Raw genomic sequence first — 18,835 nt, forward strand, 5'->3', positions numbered from 1 at the left:
GGTCCACCTCGTGCGCGTGCCGGTGCCCGGTCAGCCGTTGGCGAGCGCCACGACGCGGGCCACCCGGAGCGGGTTCGTGGCCCGAAGCCGCTGCAGTCGCCCGTGCACTGGGTCCACCAGCTGGTGGCCGTGTAGATCACGGCGTCACGGCCGGGGGGCGCCGTCGGCGCTCGCGGCGCGCGGCAGGGTGACGCATGTCGTGGTGTAGACATGCCAACACTCGCGCCGCGAACGACGCTACGTGGGTGGAACGGAGCGGCGGAAGGCCCTCCGGCTGCTGCCGTTGGTATAAACCTGCGAAATAATGACCGAGCTGTGGCAATGGGCCCCGGTGACGGAAACTTTCAGGAGCGGGAAAGCGCGCGATGGGTGTTATGGGTGCTGACGTGCACGGAGACAGTACGGCGAATGAACCCGAACCGGCCGGGAAAAGTGATGTGGACCACGAATTCCTGGCGCTGGAGCGCGAGTTGGCCGTCTTCCTGCGACGCGCCAGAGCCAATTCCGGCGAAATGGCCCGCGAAGTCCACCCCGAACTTGAGCCGGCCGCCTACGGACTTCTCGTACGGCTGGAGGAGACCGGTCATCAGCGGGCCACCGATCTCGCCGTCTATTTCGGGGTCGGCAAGGCGACGATGAGCCGTCAACTGCACGCGCTGGAAGCCCTCGGGCTGGTCACGCGCGAGCCCGATCCGGCCGACGGTCGCGCCTCGCTGGTCCGGCTCACCGGTGAGGGGGTCGCGCGCTTCCGCCGGGTGCGGGACGCGCGGCGCGAGCGGTACGTGCGGAAGCTGGCGGACTGGGACCGGGCGGAGGTCGCCGAACTGGCGCGACTGCTGCACCACTTGAACGCGCGCGCGGAGAGCTGAGGGAGCCCGACGAGGCGGATGCGGGGGAGCGGGGGAGCGGGGCCGGCCTGTCGGCGGAGCCGAAAGGCGGGCGGCCCTACGGCTTACGGCTCCACGTACACGACCGTCGCGTCGTCGTACGGCTTCCCGCGCCGGAACGCCACCCCGTCCGGGTCCGCCGACTCCGCCGCCCGTACCCGGTCGATCAGCTCCTGCGGTCCGCTCTTCCTGACGAGCGCCAGACAGTCCGCCCAGTAGCCCTCCCGGAACACCTCGACCCAACGCGCCGCGCCGTCGGTGAGGCCCACGACGGTGCGTACCTCCGAGGCGGGCGTCCGCCCCGTCACGGCCTTCGCCGCCACGCCCGGGTCGACGGCCGCCGTGAAGAAGCCGCCCTCCGCGTTGCGCAGGGCGTCCGTCGCGGCGGCCTGGCGGCGCACCGCGCGCGGGATCCGGTCCAGCCGGTCGTCCACGACGGCCCGCACCTCCCCGTCCGGCGACTCCAGGAGGAGGGTCGAGTCCGAGAGGACGAGATGCTCGACCGAGTCCGCGTCCCAGCGCGCCATGACGACGGTTGCCTGCGGTGTGCGGGGGTGAGAAAGGTCACACGTGGAACGGTGGGCGTCGGCCGTGCGTCCGATGGACTCCGCGAGGATGTCGGCGAGGGCCATCTCCCGCCGTGAGGCGGACAGTTCGGTCAGCGCCCCGCCCAGTCGCGCGGCGAACCACGGGACGCCGTGCACACAGCCGTCGCTGCCCGGCGGAGGTGTCACACCGTCCAGCACGACGAGCGTGCCGCCGCTGCCCGCGGAGGGCGCGGCCACGGCCGTCCAGTCCTCGTTCGGGCGGGGGTGGCTGCCGGGGGCGGTGGCGATGTCGATGCGCATGAACCCCAGTCTGCCGGAGAGCCCCGCCCGGCTACGTCCGGCTCCGTCGGCCTCCGCCCGGCGCCTTCCGCGCCTCCGTGCACGGCGGCCACGATGCGCATGACGGGCACTCCGCGCACGACGGGCACGCCTCCCGCACGCGCCGTGCGCGCCTCGGGCTCCCCCTCGCACTCTCCTCCGTACGCCTCCGCGTACGCCGGGGCATCTCCCCGTACCGCGCCACGTACCCGGCGTACTCTCTCCTTCGCGTGGGCGCCGGTGCCGGGCCTCCGGATGGCCGGAATGACCCGCTCCGCGACGATGCGGCCCGGCATCCTGCCAAAGCTCACGCGTAAGTTCCAACCGCCCCACCGTGCACATCCGTGTCGCGCGCCCGCGCGAGTTGTTCGCCAACTCCTCCTTGATGTTCACTCGTTCAGGTGGCGGAGCGGCCGATACGCGCCCCCTCCGAGAAACGCTGGAATGGTCGGAAGCCGTGCCAGGGGTGGAGGGGTTATCCGGATGTGACCGGACGTCATCTCCGCTTCATGGGCGGACGAGTCGAGAATGCGAGCACCGGTGCAGAAGAAGCGGCCTCGGGGCAAGAGCGGCACGCGCGGCGGGTCCCAGGGCTCGACAGAGCCCCGTAAGGCGGTGTCGTCCGGTGCGCCCGGTGCGCCCGGTGCTGCCGACGTGACCGCGGCTCCCGCCGGGAAGCCCGTACGCGTACGCAGCCGGCTGGTCGTCGCGGTCGCCGTCGTCGGCGTCACCGTCGTCGCGGCCGGTATGCCCGCCGTCCTCGGCGCCTCGTCCGAACTGACCGACGCCCAGCGCCTGGTCACCCTCGCCGAGCTGAACCGGCAGACGGCCGTCCTCGCCCACTCCCTCGCCGACGAGCGGGACGAAGTCGTCGTCCATATCGCCGGGGGCCGCGAGGAACCCGAGAGCGACGGTGGCGACAAGGCCGACGGTGCCGAGGAGGCCGGCAGCGCGCCGGGCGGCGCCCCCGCCACCCGGGTCGACCGGCAGATCGACGAGATCGACGCCGCCGCCTCCCCCGGCCTGCGCAGGGACCTCTCCACCGTCCCGTCCATCCGCCGCACCGCCCTCACCGGCAAGGGCAGCGCCCTTGAGGCGTACCAGGCGTACACGGACGTCATCGCCAAACTGCACGCCGTCGGCGACGAGGTCGCCGAGAAGACTCCGCCCGAGGCCGCCGACGGCACCCGCGCCCCCGCCGCGCTCGGCCGCGCCGTCGAGCAGGCGTCGGCCACCCGCGGCCTGCTGCTGGCCGCGCTCGCCGTACCCGAGCCCAAGAGCGCCGCACCGCAGTACGACCCCTTCACCGGTCTTCCGATCCAGCCGAAGGAGGACGGTGACGCCGCCGAGAACGACCGCACACGCGACGCGCTCAGCGCCGCCGCCCAGCAGTCCCGCGTCCATGAACTCGCCTCCCTCGCCGACTTCGACCAGTCCGCGGGCGCCGTGGCACGCGACTCCCTCGCCACGACGGTCACCGGGCCCGAGGTCACCGCGGCGGAGAAGTACCTGTCCAGCCTCGCCGACAGCCCCGAACTCTCCGACAAGGACCGCGACGCCGACCAGGAGAAGGTCGAGTCGTCGCTGTCCAGCCGTATCGAGCAGATGCGCGGCGTCGAGTCCGGCATCGGCTCCGGCCAGCTCAAGCGGCTGGAGCGGCTGCGCGACGACGAAGTCACCTCACTGGAGGTGAGCATCGCGCTCCTCGGCGGACTGCTGATCGTCGGCGTCGGGGCGTCCACCGCCGTCGCGCGTACGCTCACCCGGCCGCTCGCCGTCCTCCGTATCGGCGCGGCCCGCCTGGCCGCCGAACCCGCGACCGGGGAACCGGTCCGATTCACCGGCCGCAACGACGAGTTCGGGCAGGTCGTACGGTCGCTCAACAGCCTGCACGCCAAGTTCGCCGAGGTGTCCGCCCGCGCCGAGAAGCTCAACAGCGACCGCACCGGACTGATCGGCGCCCGGCAGGCGATGGCCGACCAGCGCACCGAACTCCAGCAGCGGACCGCCGACATCACCGCGCAGTTGGAAGCGCTGCGGCACACCGTCCGGCATACGTTCGTGAATCTGTCGCAGCGCTCGCTCGGCCTCGTGGAGCGCCAACTCGGCGTCATCGAGAGCCTGGAGGAGCGCGAGCAGGACCCGGACCGGCTCGGTGTCCTGTTCAAGATCGACCACCTGGCCACGGTCATGCGCCGGCACAGCGAGAACCTGCTGATGCTCGCCGGGGACGAACCCGGCGTGGGCTACCCGGGCCCGGTACCGCTCGTCGACGTCCTGCGCGCGGCCGTCAGCGAGATCGAGAAGTACGAGCGGGTCACCATCCAGTCGCTGCCGGCGCGCGCCCAGCTGGCCGGCTTCGCCGCCGACGACATCAGCCATCTCGTCGCCGAACTCCTGGAGAACGCCACGTCGTTCTCGCCGCCCGACGCCCATGTCGAGCTGTCCGGCTGGCTGCTGGAGAGCGGTGACGTGATGCTCTCCGTGCAGGACAAGGGCATCGGCATGGCGGCGGAGCGGATCGCCGAACTCAACGAGCGGCTCACCACCGCTACCGACGGCGGCACTGCCGGCGAGGCGAGCAGTGGCACCGACGGCGCCGGTCTCGGCCTGCGCGTCGTGGCGCGACTCGCCTCGCGCCACGGCGTCGAGGTCACGCTGCGCGAGCACCAGCAGGGCGGGCTCGCGGCGATGGTCGTACTGCCGCAGGCACTGCTCCCGACGGTCCCGCCGATCGCGGCCCCGTACCAGGTCACGACCACGGGCGCGGCGCCGGCGCTGCTTCTGCCGGGGTCGGCGGCGGAGGCCAACTCCAACATGCTGCAAGGGCGTTCGGACCGGGACCCGCTGGTGGCGGGGGACGGGGCGGCCGAGGACGGTGCGCCCACCGGCGACCCGTACGCCATCGGTCCCGACGCGCACGAGCGGGTCGCCGACGTCGCCGAACCCGCCGACGGCATCGAAGAGACGGGCGGTACGGAACCCCTCACCGAGCCCGGCTCCGCGCCCGTCACCGGTCCGGTCGCCGAGCCCGTCTCCGAGGCACCCACCGAGGCGCCTACCGAGGCGCCCACCGAAGCAGTCGGCGAAGCCGTCACCGAAGCCGTCACCGACAAGGGTCTGCCGAAGCGCACCCCCAAAGTCCTCAAGCCCGCCACCACGACGGCCGATCGGCCGGGTAGCGTCGACGCCGACGCGCTGCGCCGCAGGCTCGGTGGATTCCACCGGGGGGCCAAGGACGGCCGGCGCGACGCCGACGCCGAGCTTTTGGAGCAGACCGAAGTGCGGAAGCAGAGCAGTTCAGCGCAGAGCAGTTCAGTACCGCGGCAGCAGGACGCCGCGGAGGGGACCGACACTCGTACGGATGAGACGGGGGAAACTGTCGAGGAGGCACGCAGTTGACGGCGACCGGCACATTCGGACTGAGCAGTGAAGCCCGCAATCTCCACTGGCTGTTGACGAATCTCGTGGAGGAGGTGCGAGGAGCACGCTCCGTCGCGGTCGTCTCGTCGGACGGACTGCTGCTGCTCTCCTCGGACCCGGCACAGCACGACGCCGCGGACAGCGCGGGCGGGAGCGAGAGCCCGCGCGGCTCCAGCGCCGACCTCGCGACCATCATCTCCGGCATCAGCAGTCTCACCCTCGGTGCGGCCGAACTGATGGACAGCGGCGGTGTGAAGCACACGATGGTCGCGATGACCGAGGGCAGCGTCTTCGTCATGTCGATCAGCGACGGTTCGCTGCTCGGCCTGCACGCCGGCGCCGACTGCGACATGCACGTCGTGGCGTACCACATGGCGATGTTCGTCGGCCGCGCCGGACACGTACTCACCCCCGAACTCCGCAGCGAGTTGCGCAAGTCGATGGAGAGCGCCCGATGACATCGGTGTCCGCGTCCGGACCGGCCGGAGGGCGTTCCGCCCGCGGCCTTCCCGGGCGCGGCCCCGGACGCCGCGTCGCGCGCGTACGCCCGTACTCGCTGACCGGCGGCAGGACGCGCTTCGGCCATGTGCTGCTGGTCGAGACGTTCGTCGCCGCGCTGGAGGCCGCGGAGGAGCGCAAGGAACTGGCGAACGACGGCGGCGGCGGTGGCCATGACGGCGGCGGTGGCGCCTCGCCGTCGCGCGGTATGCCGGAGATGCGCGCCATCGTCGAGCTGTGCAGACGGATGCGGACCGTCGCCGAGATCTCGGCGCTGCTCAAGATGCCGCTGGGAGTCGTCCGGGTGCTGCTCAGCGACCTGGCCGACCAGGGGAAGATCCGGGTGTACGGGACCGGCCACGACAGCGACCACCCGGACCGGGCGCTGCTGGAAAGGGTGCTGGGTGGACTCCGCCGGATCTGACGTGTCCACCGGGACCGACGTGTTCGGCGGCTCTGACGTGTCCACCGGAACCGACGTGCCCGCCGGCCCGGATCCCGCCGAAGAGGGCCTGCGCGACTGGCAGTTGGACCGCACCCGAGCGCCCGTGGCGACCAAGATCGTGGTCGCGGGCGGCTTCGGCGTCGGCAAGACGACCTTCGTCGGATCGGTCTCGGAGGTCAGGCCGCTGCGTACCGAGGCCGTGATGACGCGGGCCAGTGAGGGAACCGACGACCTCACGGCCACCCCCGAGAAGACCTCCACCACCGTCGCGATGGACTTCGGCCGCCTCACGCTCGACGACGACCTCGTGCTGTACGTCTTCGGCACCCCCGGCCAGCAGCGCTTCTGGTTCATGTGGGACGACCTGGTGCGCGGCGCGATCGGCGCCGTCGTCCTGGCCGACACCCGCAGGCTCTCCGACTGCTTCCCGGCGCTCGACTACTTCGAGAGCTACGGCCTGCCGTACATCGTCGCCGTCAACCACTTCGAGGGCACCGAGTCGTTCGAGGCGGAGGACGTACGGGAGGCGCTGTCCGTGCCCGCGCGCGTACCCGTGATGATCATGGACGCGCGTAAACGGATCACCGTCGTCGAATCGCTGCTCGCGCTGGTGGGCCACGCCCTGGAAGCGGTATCCGAATAGCCTGACGGCCGGTAAGCAGGCAGCAACAAACGGAGACCCCCCGCCATGCGGAAGATACTCGTCGTCGGTGCCGGACAGTCCGGCCTCCAGCTCGCCCTCGGACTCCAGTCGTACGGGTACGAGGTCACCCTGCTGTCCAACCGGACACCCGACGAGATCCGGTGGGGCCGCGTCATGTCCACCCAGTGCATGTTCCACACCGCGCTCCAGCACGAGCGCGATCTCCAGCTGGGCTTCTGGGAGTCCCAGGCCCCCCGTGTCGAGGGCCTCGGTGTCTCCGTCGCGGCGCCCGACTCCTCCCGCGCGATCGACTGGGTGGGCAGGCTGGACGGATTCGCCCAGTCCGTCGACCAACGGGTCAAGATGGCCGGCTGGATGGAGACGTTCGCCCAGCGCGGCGGCCAACTGGTCATCCACGGTGCGGCGGTGTCGGACCTCGACTACTTCTCCCGCGTGTACGACCTCGTCCTCGTCTCGGCCGGCAAGGGCGAACTGGTCGCGATGTTCGGCAGGGACGCCACGCGCTCCCCGTACGCCACGCCGCAGCGGGCGCTCTCCGTCGCGTACGTCCACGGGCTGGGCCCGCGCCCCGAACACCCCGGGTTCGACGCCGTCCGCTGCAACCTCGTGCCCGGCGTCGGCGAGTTCTTCGTCATGCCGACGCTGACCGTCAGCGGCCGCGCGGACATCCTCTTCTGGGAGGGCATACCCGGCGGCCCGGTCGACGCCTTCCAGGGCATCAGGGACCCGGGCGACCATCTCTCGCTGACGCTGGAGCTGATGGAGCGTTACACGCCCTGGGAGTACGCCCGCGCCATGAAGATCGAGCTGACCGACGCGAACGCCACACTGGCAGGCCGCTACACGCCCGTCGTCCGGCACCCCGTCGGACGGCTGCCGGGCGGCGGGCTCGTCCTCGGCGTCGCCGACGTCGTCGTGGCGAACGACCCGCTCACCGGGCAGGGCTCCAACTCGGCCTCCAAGTGCGCCGCTTCGTACCTGGAGTCGATCGTGGCGCACGGCGACCGGGAGTTCGACGAGGCGTGGATGCGGGCGACGTTCGACCGGCACTGGGAGAGCGCGCGGCACACCACCCGGTGGACGAACGCCATGCTCGCCCCGCCGCCGGAACACGTGCTGGACCTGTTCGCCGCGGCGGGCCGACTCCAGCCGGTCGCCGACCGGTTCGCGAACGGCTTCAACGATCCGGCGGACTTCGAGAACTTCTTCTACGACGCCGAGAGGACCGCCGCGTATCTGGCGGCCGTCGGCGGCGAGAGCGCGGCCGGCTGACGCGCCCCCGGGCGCCCTGACGCGGCTGCCTCAACCCGCCTGCGCCGTGGTCGAGTCGTTGCCGGTGTCGGCACCCGCCGCGGCGCCGGGGGGCAGCTCCGGCGGCTCGTACGACTCCAGGTCGAGCGGCCGGGCGTCCGGATCGGGCCGTACGGCGCCGAGCAGCGGATTCGACGCGAGGGGGGAGACCTTCACGCGGGCCCCCGGGCGCGGAGCGTGGACCACCTTCCCGTCGCCGAGATACATCGCCACATGGGTCGCCTTCGGGAAGTACACCACCAGATCGCCGGGGCGCAGCTCGCTCAGCCGCACCCTCGGCAGCTCGGCCCACTGCTCCTGGCTCGTCCGGGGCACGCTCACCCCCGCGCGCGACCAGGCCCGCGAGGTCAGCCCCGAGCAGTCGTACGACTCCGGCCCCTCCGCGCCCCACAGATACGGCTTGCCGATCTGCCCGACGGCGTACGTCAGCGCCTCGCCGCCACCTGCCGACGGCGTCCGGAGGCTTCTGCCGAGGCTCGCCGTGCTCCCTGCCGCCACGGTGTCCCCCGGCGCGCTCGCGGCGTCGCCGAGCGCGCCCGAAGTGATCAGCTTCTCCTGTGCCTTGTCCGTGTCGGCGTCCTCGCGTTCGGCGATGGCCGCGATCTGCTCGGTGGTGAGCGAGGCGAGCATCTTCTCGACGTCCGTCAGCTTCGTCCGGACGGCGTCGCGCTGCCTCTTCTGCTTCGCGGCGAGCGACTTCTGCTCGTCGAGAGCCTTCCGTGACCGGTCGGCGAGCGTGTCGGCGCGCCTCTCGCCGTTGGTGAGGCGCGCGACGGTCGACAGCCGGTCGCTCTGCGCACGGTCCATCAGATGCTGCTGGTCCAGGGCGTGTTGGGGATCCCTGGACAGCAACAATTGGACGTAGGAGGAGAGTTCGGAGGTGCCCTGATACTGCTGACGGGCCAGCTGTCCGATCTGGGCGCGGCTGCGGACCAGCGCCTCGCGGGCGCCGGTGAGACCCGCGCCGACACTCTTCACCTCGGCCTGCTGGGCGGTGAGCTTCACCTCGGTGGCGTTGTACGCCTCGGTGGCCTCCTCGGCCTGCTGGTACAGCTTCCGCATCTCGGTGAGCAGTTCGGAGACGCCGCGCGGGGCGCCGTCGTCGGGAACAGGTGCGGCGCCGGCCGGCGCGGCGCACGGCAGCGCCGCCAGGACGGCGAGTGCCGCCGTACAGACGGACCGCGGGAGTCTGCCTGACACACCATCACCTCCAGCTGCGGGGCGGCCTGTCCGACCCCAAGGTGATGATGCGGCGTCAATTGCCCGGCTCTGATGTGCTTACCGCACAATTGGGCGAGATGGCGGCACGCCACCACCCCCGGCGGGCCGAAATCACGGCCCCCGGCGTGGCGGTTTGCGGCCCCCGACGCGGTGAGTTCCGTGGCTCAGTCGACCGGCAGCGCGTAGAACGTGCCGCCGCGCCGGATCACCGTGGTCCTCCCGGCCATCAGCGGCTGGTACGCGGGCGTGGCGACAGCCGCGCCGTCGGCGGCGGGGGAGGGGGCCGGCCCACCGGCGTTCTGGAACTTCCAGAGCCGCTTGCCGTCGGCCGCCCCGAAGGCCGTCACCTGAAGCCCGTCGGCCGACAGCACCGTCCGGCCGCTCTCGCTGAGCCAGAGCCGGGGAACACCGGTCCAGGCCGGGCCCTCGGTCGTGCTCTTCCAGCGCTCCATGCCGGAGTCGGGGTCGACCGCGTACACATCCTGGAAACGGTTCGCGACGTAGAGCGTGGACCCGAGAAGCGTCCCGGTGCCGAAGGCGAACGCGTTCTGCCCCGGCACCCTGGGCGCGCCTCCCTTGCGCCACAGCTGCTTGGCGTCGGCGGTGTCGTACGCGTACAACTGGTCGGCCGCCGCCGCGAACAGTCGGCCCTCCGCGTCGCCGACCGAGCCGCCCGCGGGCGGCACCGCGCCGAACGACTTCGACCAGGTCAGTTTGCCGTCGGCCCGGCCGAAGCAGTGGTAGACGGCCTTGCCCTTGCCCGCCTTGACCTGGGCGGGCAGGAGCGACTTGGCGTCCTGGCGCACCACGATGTCCGCCTCCCGTACGGCGATCAGCTGGTACACGGGAGTCAACGGGGCACGGCCGTTGGAGATCGCGGAGCGCCACAGTTCCTTACGGGTCGTCAGATCGAAGGCGAACAGGAAGGTGCTGACCTTGGCCGCCTTCCCCGTGCCGGACGTGTGCGACCCGGTGAACCAGACCTGGCCGTCGTCGGTCCCGGCGACACCCGCGACCGTCAGGCCGGGCACGTCCGTGATGCCGTCCGCGTAGTCGACACGGTGCTTGACCGCGCCGGACACGGTCGAGATCCACAGCAGACCGGTCGTTCCGGCGACGAAGGCGAGTCCGCCGGAGGCGGGCAGCGCCTGGTGGAGGGCGGCGGCGTCGGGGTTCTGCCAGACGCGCTTGCCGGTGCGCACGTCCACGCCGGTGGCGCCCGACTCCGTCGTGAGGAGGAGGGTCCGGCCGCCGACGACGGCGGCGTTCAGGATCTCCTCGGCGGCCACCTTGTGCTCGTACGCCCAGAGGGCTTCGGGCGGCAGTCCGGTCAGGCCCTTGGGAGTGTCGTTGCCGGGCTTGCTGTCGGTGTCGTCGGACGGCTCGTCGTCGGCGAGCGCGAGTACGCCCCCGCCGCCGACGACCAGCCCGGCGGCGCCGGCGACGATCCCGGTGATGAGCGCGCGCCGCCCGAGGGGCTGCCCGAGTGGCCCCCGCCGCAGCGCGGCGAACCGGCCCGAGCCGGAGCCGGTGGGGGCGGCCAGCGGCGCCGGTCCCGGCGGCAGGGCGGGGGGTCCGGGAGGTCCCGGTGGCAGGGCCTGGGCCTGGTGCGGCACCGGGGCGGCGGCCGGGGGCAGGGGGAGCGCGGTCGGCTCGGGCCGGGCGTGGGGCACCGAGAGGGCGGCTGTGGGCCGGTCGACGACACCGCTCTCACTGCCGGAGGCGGTGCGGGGCCGCCCGATGCGGGTGGTGCGGGTGTCGGGTTCGGCGGGCGTGGCGGGCGTGGCACCGGGAACGGCGTCCTGCGGTCCGTCCTGCGGCCTGTCGTCCTGCGGACCGCTCTCCGGCGCGTCCAGCGGCGTGTGCAACGCGTCGACTCGGGCGGCCTGTTCGGCGATCGAGGCGGACAGCACGCCGGGCAGCCAGCCGTTCGGCACGGCCGCCGCCGCGGCTGCCGCCCCCTCCAGTGCCAGTTCCGCCGCGACGGCCCCGGCCGTCGGCCGCTCGCCCGGCTCCTTCGCCAGACAGCGCGCGACGATCGGCCGCAACTCCTCCGGCACACCGTCGAGTTCGGCCGTCCCGTGCGCGATGCGGTCGGCCGCCGCGTCTGGCGGCCCTTCGGTGAGGGGCGTCGTACCGGTGGCCGCGTACGCGAGCAGCAGCCCCAGTACGAAGATGTCGGCCGGCGGCCCCGGCACCTCGCCGTCGAGCTGCTCCGGGGTGAGATACCCGAGCCGTACGGACAGCCGCCCGCCCTCCGCGGCCTCGGCCGACGCCGCCGCGCCCAGCGCCCCGAAGGCGGTGAGGCGCGGTCCGTCGGCGGCGAGGGTCACGGTGTCGGGAGCGAGCCCGTGCAGTACGGCTCCGGTCGCGTGGACCCGCGACAGTGTCTCGGCGAGCGCGGCGCCCAGTATCCGCACGGCACGCTCGGGCAGCGGCCCGGCGACGGCGACGGCCTCGCCGAGGGTGAGCGCGGGGACGTAGTCGGTCGCGGTCCAGAGCGTGTCCTCCCCGGACGCGTCCGTACGGAAGTCGAGCAGCGGCTGCACCCACCCACCGGCCAGCCGCTCGGCGGTCCGGGCCTCGGCCTGGAAGCGCCGCCGGAAGGCGGGCAGCGCGGCGAGGGCGGGGCGGGCGACGGAGACGACGACGGTGGCGCCGTTCGCGCCGTACGCCAGATACCGCACCGCACTCGCCGACTCCCGGAACCGCGCCAGCACGGTGTAAGGGCCGACGAGGCGCGGGTCGTCGTGCTGCAGCGGTTCCATCACGCGAATGCCCCCTGGTGGCTCGGCCGGGAGGTCGTCTCCGGCTCGGTCGATCCTAGGTCGTGTCCGACGAACGGCGCTGTCCGCCCGCGCGCCGGGCGCGATCCGCCGGACAGGACCCGGACGGCGCCCGACCCATCCTGTCCGCCGCACGATATGTGACCGTGTACGGCCGGGGAGTTCGGCGCTCGGGGTGTCCGCGGATCGTGTCTCCCGGATCGTCGCGTCAGCCGCGGTCGGGCTTGGACCAGGGCCACTTGAGCGCGCGCCGCTCACGTCCCTCGGGGACGTACTCGTACTTCCAGCCGCGTTGCAGTCCGAGCCGCTTGCTGTACCCGGCGGGGACGCGCCGGTACGCGAACACGGTGGGCGGCCCGCCGGCGTCGTCCGGCACGGGGACCTCGTACCACTTCGGCGGATGCCCGGTCGTTCCGGTCAGCACGGGCAGGACGCGACCGTCGAGCGGCCCACCGACAAAGACGGTCTCTTCGCTTCTCACGCCGCCAGTGTCGCGCAGCGCCCGGCCGGGCGCGGACACCGGTCACCCCTGCGGCGTACGGCCCCCCTCCCGCCGAGCGCCTCCGGGCCACCGCCACGACCAGCGGCTTAGCCGTCGGCGCTGGGCCGTTCGACGGAACCCGGCGGCACGCCTCGGCGCGCCGCTTGACGGCGCGTCTGCCTTTCATGAAGGCCACGGCTCGGTTCCCCGAGCGGGTGGCAGACGCCGCCCGCACCGCGCCAAGGAAGCGGAGACCCCCACCATGCGCGTTGCTCGCATCCTCGCCACCGCAGCCCTGTCCTCCCTGGTCCTGGGCGCGGGTGCGACGACGGCCCAGGCCGGCGGCCAGCCGACCCTCACGGTCAGCCCCAGCCCGGCGACCCCCGGCTCGTCGGTCACGATCTCCCTCAACGGCGGCTGCCGGGCCAGCTCCGTGACGGCCTCGTCCGCGGCCTTCACGGGCTCGGTCACGCTCTCCTCGGGCTCGGCCGAAGGCGTCTACCGGGGCACGGCCACGATCCGCCGCGACGCCCGCGCGGGCAGCAACTCGATCACCATCGCCTGCCCCAACGGCGGCCCGTCCACGTTCACCTTCCAGGTCGGCACGACGACCCCGTCGCGGGGCGCCCGGGGCGGTCTGGGCGGCAGCGTCACGGACATGGACGCGACGAAGGTCGCGACGGGAGCGGCGCTGGTGACCCTGGCGGCGGCGGGCACCACGCTGGTGCTGCGCCGCCGGGCGAAGAGCTGAGCCGGGGGCGGGCTCGACCCTGCGGAACCCGTGACGACCGCCGTACAGTGGGTGACCGCCGATGTCGGGAGCGCCGCATGTCCGCCGAGCACCGCCCGGAGTACCCGGCGAGGACGCCGTCCCCGCCGAAGCGGCCGGTGCGGCCCCCGCAGCCGGCCCGGCCGACATCGGACACGAAGCCGAAGTCCGCCGCGCCCGCCCCGCACGGCCGGGCGCGGATGAGCATGATCAACCGGCGTGCCGCGACCTGGGGGCTGGAGGCCGCCCCGTGGACCGCGGCCAAGGCGTCCGGCGCGGTCGTGGCCAGGCTGCGCGACTGGGGCTACCCGGCCACGGACCGGGCGGCCCGTGATCTGACCGCGCTCCTCGTCTCGACCGCCGTCGCGGACGGTGGGCGACGCGTGTCCGTGCACCTCGCCGATCAGGACCGCCAGGCGTTGATCGTCGCCCTCAGCCATCGGACAGGGCTCACCGTCGCGGACGAGACGCTGCTGCCCCAACTCGCCGCCCTGGGCGCGGTGTCGTGCGGTACGGATACCGCGGTCGACGGCCGGCGCCTGTGGGCGGTCCTCGATCTTTAGCCCGCGCGAGCCGGTCCACCGGCCGAGGCCGGCTGCCCGGCGGCGGCCCCCGGCGGACCGGTCCCTCACGCCAGCAGGCCCGACGCCTTCCAGAGCCGCCGGCCCGCTCCCCGCATGACCCCGATGTCGTCCAGGAAGTCCGTCAGGCGCTTCGCGCCCGACTGCATCACCTCTCGACGGTGGCCGCTCGCGCGGACCTGGGTGACGGCTTCGCGGCGGTCCAGGCCCACGTTCTCGTAGACCTGGGGGTTCACGAAGCAGACCGAGAAGACGCGCGCCGCCTCGCCGGCCGTGAGACGGGTCAGCTCCTGTTCCCAGCGCGGCGACGTGACCATCTGGCGGCGCAACTCCTCCCGGGCGTAGCGGACATGGCGCGCCTCCTCCACCACATGGATCCGCGTCACGCCGCGCACCAGCGTCTGGACGCGCTCGTCCGGGAACGTCAGGCGCTGCATCCAGTCCAGGATCTCCTCGCCCAGGAGCGTCGCCGCGAACGAACCCGGCGTCGTGGACACCGTCTTCAGCAGGCGCGCGACGTTGTGGTAGACGCGGGGCACGGGGTACGCCGGGGCGCCGCCCTGCTGGATCATCCTCGCGAACATCATCGAGTGGCGGCACTCGTCCGCTATCTCGGTGAGCGCGTAACGGACGTGGTCGCTGGTCACCGACTTGTCGTAGATGTGCCTGACCAGCAGCTGCATCAGGATGATCTCGAACCAGATGCCGAGCGAGGCGAGCGACGCCGCCTCGTGGCGGGCCAGGTCCATCCGCTGCTCCTCGGACATCCGCCGCCACAGCGGGGTGTCGTAGAGGGAGACCAGCTCCGGCGGCCAGTACCACTTGCCGTCCTCCGCCGGGGCGTCCCAGTCGAGGTCCTTGTCCGGGTCGAAGGAGTGCTTGGCCGAGGCTTCCAGCAGGCGCCGCGCCACCTGCTCGCGATCCCGGAGCGGGCCCAGCGCGTCGTGGAGGAGCTGGATGCCGTCCGGCTCGGTGGACGGCGCGGTGGACGGCGCGGGGTCCGGCTCGGGGTGGAGTTCGTGCGCTGTTGTCATGGCTGAGGGCACCTCGTGTTACCGGGGGTACGGTTCTCGACCCTCTTATAAGACTTCCTGTCAGCAGGTCTCGTCAATCCCCTCGGCGCCACTTGTTGACTCGACGTCCAACAGCGTGTGAACCTGCCAAATGTCCATGGTTCATACGGGGGTTGAGGCGAAGGAGCCGCCAATGTCGAGCCGTGATCTCTATGTCCACGCCCCCGATCAGCCCGTCTGGGCCGTCCCCGCCACCGGCGCCGCCCGCTTCCAGTGGGACTACGACGACGGCCGCGAACGCCTTCTCGCCCTCTACCAGAAGGGCAAGGACAAGCAGTGGGACGGCGCGAAGCGCATCGACTGGGAGCTGGAGGTCGACCCGTACGACCCGCTCGGCACCCCCGACGAGGCCCTCCCCCTGCACGACTCGCGCCACTGGGCGAAGATGACCGCGAAGGACAAGGGGGAGCTGCGCCGGCACTACGCGTCCTGGCAGTTCAGCCAGTTCCTGCACGGCGAGCAGGGCGCGATGGTGTGCGCCGCGCGAATCGTCGAGTCCGTGCCCGACCTCGACGCGAAGCTGTACTCCGCCACGCAGACGATGGACGAGGCGCGGCACGCCGAGATCTACGGGCGGTTCCTGCACGAGAAGGTCGGGATGCTCTACCCGATCAACGACAACCTGCAGGGGCTGCTCGGCGACACCCTGCGCGACTCCCGCTGGGACATCCCCTACCTCGGCATGCAGGTCCTCATCGAAGGACTCGCCCTCGCCGCCTTCGGCATGATCCGCGACACCACCGACAAGCCGCTGCCCAAGCAGATCCTGGCGTACGTCATGCAGGACGAGGCCCGCCATGTGGCCTTCGGGCGGATGGCGTTGCGCGACTACTACCGGCAGCTGTCCGACGCCGAGCGGCGCGAACGCGAGGAGTTCGTCATCGAGGGCTGCTACCTCATGCGCGACCGGCTGCGCGGCGTCGAGGTGCTGGAGAACTTCGGCATCCCCAGGGCCGAGGCCGACGAACTGGCCGAGCGGTCCGAATTCCTGCACCTGTTCCGTAAGTTGCTCTTCAGCCGCATCGTGCCGTGCGTCAAGGACATCGGGCTGTGGGGCCAGCGGCTGCAGAAGGCGTATCTGGACATGGGCGTCTTCGACCTCGGCGACTCCAGCCTCGATCTCCTCATGTCGCAGGACGAGGAGATCGCCGAACGCCTCGACCGCGAGAGGTTCGCCGCCGAGGAACGGGCCAGGGTCGCCGAGGTCGCCGACGCCATCGCTCAAGGGGCCGAGGACGATGGAGCGACGTCCGCTACGACGCCGGTGTCCCCGCCGTCCGGGTGAACGCCAGCACCAGCTCGGCCACCGCCTCCGGCTCCTCCAGCAGCATCGCGTGCGTCGCGTCCACGTCCGCCGTCGCGGCCGTCGGGCGCGCGTTCACGAGCGCGGCCAACTCCGCGTTCATCCGCCGGACATGAGTAGCCGTCAGTCTCTCGAACCACTCCATCCCCGGCATCGGAGGCTGCGGCCCGCGCGCCACGACCACCAGCAGCGGGCACCTCAGCCGGCGCATCGTCGGCAGCGGGTCCAGCCCGTCCAGTGCGTCCATCAGCTCCAGCCACCGGTCCCGTACGGGGAGCAACTGCCAGCCGCCGTCGGAAAGTTCACGGGCGGAGGCCCGGGCGGACGCCTCCGCCCGCGCGGCCGGAATGCCGAACCGGTCCGCGTACGCGACCTGTTGCTCCACATAGTCGGGCGGCGCCACCTGCCCGCCCGCCGCCCGCGTCATCTCGCCGAAGCGCTCGCGGCTCTCGCGGTCCTCACCCGTGTAGCTCTCGACGGGCTCCCACCACAGGCCGTCGAGGTTCACCACGCCCGGTGTCACTCCGGGGTGCCGGTCGGCGTACTCTGCGGCGAGCATCCCGCCCAGCGAATGACCGACCAGGATCGCGTCCGGGACGTCGTACGCGCTCAGCGCCTCCTCGATCGCGGCGACCGCCGCGTCGAACGTCCAGGGTGTGTCGCCGTCGGAGCGGCCGTGCGCCGGGAGATCGGCCGCGAGCACCCGGTGGTACGGCGTGAGGAGAGGTACGGCGGCGTCCCAGTCGGCGAGCGAGCGCCCGGCGCCGTGCAGCAACAGCAGGGGCGGGCCTTCGCCGCCGTGGTCATGGATATGAAGTGGCATGGCCCCACCGTAGGCGCGGTGCGAGGCTTCAAGATCATCCGTCAGGACGAAGGAATCCGCCCCCTCGGCGGTCCATGATGGATGAGGGGCAGGGCCTTCTCGGCGGCTTCCGCGACATCGAGAAGCGCCACGTCCGAGCCGCGCTCCGCGACGAGTTGGAGCCCCACCGGACAGCCGTCCGGCGTGAATCCCGCCGGCAGGCTCGCCGCCGGATGGCCGCTCAGGTTGAACGCCCACGTCAGCGCCGTCGAGTAGACGTCGGGACCCGGACCCTCGTGGCCGTGCGGACGGTTCGGTGTCACTGGCGTGAGCAGCAGGGGCGTACGCGCGAAGTACGCGTCGAGCCGCCGGTTGTTCTCCGCCCGCACATCCGTGCCCGCATCCGCGTCCGTACTCGCATTCGCGCCCGCGCCCGTGCCCGCTCCGGGGGCACCGCCGCGTATCGCCAGCCACGCCTCGCGCGGGTCGAGCAGGTCGACAACTGCGCCGGGGGCCCGGTCGAGCCGTACGACCCCGGCCGCCACCAGCCGGTCCACCGCCGCCCGTACCACCGCTTCCACCGCCGGATCGGTCCGCGCGAAACCGAGATCCGGCGAGTACGTGGCGGACACCGGCACCCCGGAGTCGGCCCCCGGCTCGTACCCGGCCAGCACCCACCGCAGAGCGGTTCGCGCGTCCGCCACCCGCCGCGTCAGCAACCCCGCCGTCGCCAGCCCCGTCCGGTCCGGCGAGGGCAGCAGCCCGTTCGTCGTCTTCAGACCGAACACCCCGCACCACGCCGCCGGGATCCGCACCGACCCCGCTCCGTCGCTGCCCGTCGCCAGCGGCACCAGACCGGCCGCGACCGCCACCGCCGAGCCCGCCGAGGAACCACCGGGTGTGCGGTCGGCGCGGTAGGGATTGACCGTACGGCCGTGCGCGCCCAGGCCCCAGGTCTGCCAGTACGTCCCCGGCCCCGGCACCGCCGTCGAACCGACCGGCACCGCCCCGGCGGCGATCAGCCGGCCCGCCGCGTACGAGCGGATGCCCGTCGGGCGCTTCACCGCGAACGGCAGCCCCGCCAACGGCAGTTGGCGGTCCACCGTGCGCGCCCGCTCCAGCGCCCGCGCGTGCCACACCTCGACGAACGCGGACAGCTCCGGGTCGAGCCGGTCGATCCGTTCCAGCGCCTCGGCCACCGTCCACCAGGGAGTCACTCCGACGCCCTTCCCCGGTTGCGGGCCCCCCGAACCGCGCCCAGGCTTGACGGGCGGCACGGATGTGCCGGCGGCGCTGGTGAGAGGCGGGACGACCATGAGGGTGCTGCTGACGGTACAGATGGACACCGAGAAGGCGAACAAGGCGATCGCGGACCGCACGCTGCCCACCACCCTGAAGTCGGTGTTCGACCGGATCAAGCCGGAGACCGCGTACTTCGGGAGCCAGGACGGCATGCGCACCGCCTACGTCGTCTTCGACCTCAAGGACGCCTCCGACATTCCGAGCGTCGCCGAGCCGTTCTTCCAGGACCTCGGCGCCGAGGTGACCTTCCAGCCGGTGATGAACATGGACGACATCCAGACCGGCCTGGGCAAGCTCTGACCCGACCGACCAGAACGCCTTGGACCCGGCCTAGGTCCTGTCTTCAAAGTAGCGCCGTCCGCCCGTAGGGCGGGGCCTGCGGCGGCTGGTGCGGTGCATCGCAAGGCGGAGGATCGGCCTCGT

General features: G+C 72.4%; 17 protein-coding genes and 1 pseudogene. 10 read left to right on the top strand and 8 right to left on the bottom strand.

Going from position 1 to position 18,835, the window contains the following annotated elements; genetic code table 11:
* Window positions 1-54 precede the first annotated feature (54 nt).
* A pseudogene (locus ACFUN8_RS31420) lies at window positions 55-161 on the bottom strand (lysozyme); the annotation flags it as partial.
* Between the two features lie 213 nt (window positions 162-374).
* Between ACFUN8_RS31420 and ACFUN8_RS31425 the strand changes: the two are divergent.
* A complete protein-coding gene (locus ACFUN8_RS31425) occupies window positions 375-869 on the top strand; it encodes a MarR family winged helix-turn-helix transcriptional regulator (protein WP_382570874.1) in 495 nt (164 codons plus the stop codon).
* Between the two features lie 83 nt (window positions 870-952).
* Here the strand turns inward: ACFUN8_RS31425 and ACFUN8_RS31430 are convergent, their stop codons facing one another.
* Window positions 953-1,735, bottom strand: coding sequence for a hypothetical protein (locus ACFUN8_RS31430; protein ID WP_383645069.1), 783 nt, complete (start codon window positions 1,733-1,735; stop codon window positions 953-955).
* Window positions 1,736-2,293: 558 nt separating this feature from the next.
* On the opposite strand from ACFUN8_RS31430, the gene ACFUN8_RS31435 reads away from it, so the two are divergent.
* From ACFUN8_RS31435 to ACFUN8_RS31455, 5 genes are read left to right on the top strand one after another with little or no spacing between them, the layout of a single operon-like run.
* Complete coding sequence (locus tag ACFUN8_RS31435) at window positions 2,294-5,155, top strand: nitrate- and nitrite sensing domain-containing protein (protein ID WP_383645103.1); 2,862 nt, start codon at window positions 2,294-2,296, stop codon at window positions 5,153-5,155.
* A complete protein-coding gene (locus tag ACFUN8_RS31440) occupies window positions 5,152-5,634 on the top strand; it encodes a roadblock/LC7 domain-containing protein (RefSeq protein ID WP_383645071.1) in 483 nt (160 codons plus the stop codon). The genes ACFUN8_RS31435 and ACFUN8_RS31440 overlap by 4 nt, the downstream gene beginning before the upstream one ends.
* Window positions 5,631-6,098 carry a DUF742 domain-containing protein gene (locus tag ACFUN8_RS31445; protein WP_383645074.1) on the top strand — a complete coding sequence of 156 codons (468 nt, stop codon included), beginning with the start codon at window positions 5,631-5,633 and terminating at the stop codon, window positions 6,096-6,098. Before ACFUN8_RS31440 ends, ACFUN8_RS31445 begins: the two co-directional genes overlap by 4 nt.
* Window positions 6,099-6,117: 19 nt before the next feature.
* Window positions 6,118-6,762, top strand: coding sequence for an ATP/GTP-binding protein (locus tag ACFUN8_RS31450; RefSeq protein ID WP_383645106.1), 645 nt, complete (start codon window positions 6,118-6,120; stop codon window positions 6,760-6,762).
* 45 nt (window positions 6,763-6,807) lie between these two features.
* Window positions 6,808-8,055, top strand: a complete 1,248-nt coding sequence (locus ACFUN8_RS31455; protein WP_383645077.1) for a styrene monooxygenase/indole monooxygenase family protein — start codon at window positions 6,808-6,810, stop codon at window positions 8,053-8,055.
* A gap of 30 nt (window positions 8,056-8,085) precedes the next feature.
* Here ACFUN8_RS31455 and ACFUN8_RS31460 read toward each other — a convergent pair whose 3' ends face one another.
* From ACFUN8_RS31460 to ACFUN8_RS31470, 3 genes are all read right to left on the bottom strand, one after another.
* Window positions 8,086-9,294 (bottom strand): NlpC/P60 family protein, encoded by a 1,209-nt coding sequence (locus ACFUN8_RS31460; RefSeq protein ID WP_383645080.1) that lies wholly within the window; start codon window positions 9,292-9,294, stop codon window positions 8,086-8,088.
* A 185-nt stretch (window positions 9,295-9,479) separates the two neighbouring features.
* Window positions 9,480-12,083, bottom strand: coding sequence for a PQQ-binding-like beta-propeller repeat protein (locus tag ACFUN8_RS31465; RefSeq protein WP_383645109.1), 2,604 nt, complete (start codon window positions 12,081-12,083; stop codon window positions 9,480-9,482).
* 226 nt (window positions 12,084-12,309) lie between these two features.
* The gene (locus tag ACFUN8_RS31470) at window positions 12,310-12,582 is read right to left on the bottom strand and encodes a hypothetical protein (RefSeq protein WP_383645083.1); all 273 of its coding nucleotides are present in this window, start codon (window positions 12,580-12,582) and stop codon (window positions 12,310-12,312) included.
* Between the two features lie 262 nt (window positions 12,583-12,844).
* Here ACFUN8_RS31470 and ACFUN8_RS31475 point away from each other — a divergent pair, with 262 nt between their 5' ends.
* Entirely contained in the window at window positions 12,845-13,333 is a 489-nt protein-coding gene (locus tag ACFUN8_RS31475; protein ID WP_383645086.1) for a hypothetical protein, read from the top strand.
* Between the two features lie 77 nt (window positions 13,334-13,410).
* Window positions 13,411-13,914 carry a hypothetical protein gene (locus ACFUN8_RS31480; protein ID WP_383645089.1) on the top strand — a complete coding sequence of 168 codons (504 nt, stop codon included), beginning with the start codon at window positions 13,411-13,413 and terminating at the stop codon, window positions 13,912-13,914.
* Window positions 13,915-13,979: 65 nt separating this feature from the next.
* Here ACFUN8_RS31480 and ACFUN8_RS31485 read toward each other — a convergent pair whose 3' ends face one another.
* A complete protein-coding gene (locus tag ACFUN8_RS31485) occupies window positions 13,980-14,966 on the bottom strand; it encodes a diiron oxygenase (RefSeq protein WP_383645092.1) in 987 nt (328 codons plus the stop codon).
* Between the two features lie 172 nt (window positions 14,967-15,138).
* Between ACFUN8_RS31485 and ACFUN8_RS31490 the strand changes: the two genes are divergently transcribed.
* Window positions 15,139-16,290: a ferritin-like domain-containing protein gene (locus tag ACFUN8_RS31490; RefSeq protein ID WP_383645094.1), complete on the top strand. Its 1,152-nt coding sequence runs from the start codon at window positions 15,139-15,141 to the stop codon at window positions 16,288-16,290.
* Here the strand turns inward: ACFUN8_RS31490 and ACFUN8_RS31495 are convergent.
* Both ACFUN8_RS31495 and ACFUN8_RS31500 read right to left on the bottom strand, forming a co-directional pair.
* Entirely contained in the window at window positions 16,259-17,131 is an 873-nt protein-coding gene (locus ACFUN8_RS31495) for an alpha/beta fold hydrolase (RefSeq protein WP_383645097.1), read from the bottom strand. The genes ACFUN8_RS31490 and ACFUN8_RS31495 overlap by 32 nt on opposite strands.
* Before the next feature lie 41 nt (window positions 17,132-17,172).
* Window positions 17,173-18,309 carry an amidase gene (locus ACFUN8_RS31500; RefSeq protein ID WP_383645112.1) on the bottom strand — a complete coding sequence of 379 codons (1,137 nt, stop codon included), beginning with the start codon at window positions 18,307-18,309 and terminating at the stop codon, window positions 17,173-17,175.
* 115 nt (window positions 18,310-18,424) lie between these two features.
* On the opposite strand from ACFUN8_RS31500, the gene ACFUN8_RS31505 reads away from it, so the two are divergent.
* On the top strand, window positions 18,425-18,712 hold the full coding sequence (locus ACFUN8_RS31505; RefSeq protein WP_383645100.1) for a hypothetical protein: 288 nt from the start codon (window positions 18,425-18,427) through the stop codon (window positions 18,710-18,712).
* The last annotated feature ends 123 nt before the right edge of the window (window positions 18,713-18,835 follow it).

It is taken from the genome of Streptomyces sp. NPDC057307 (assembly GCF_042667665.1).
GTDB lineage: Bacteria > Actinomycetota > Actinomycetes > Streptomycetales > Streptomycetaceae > Streptomyces.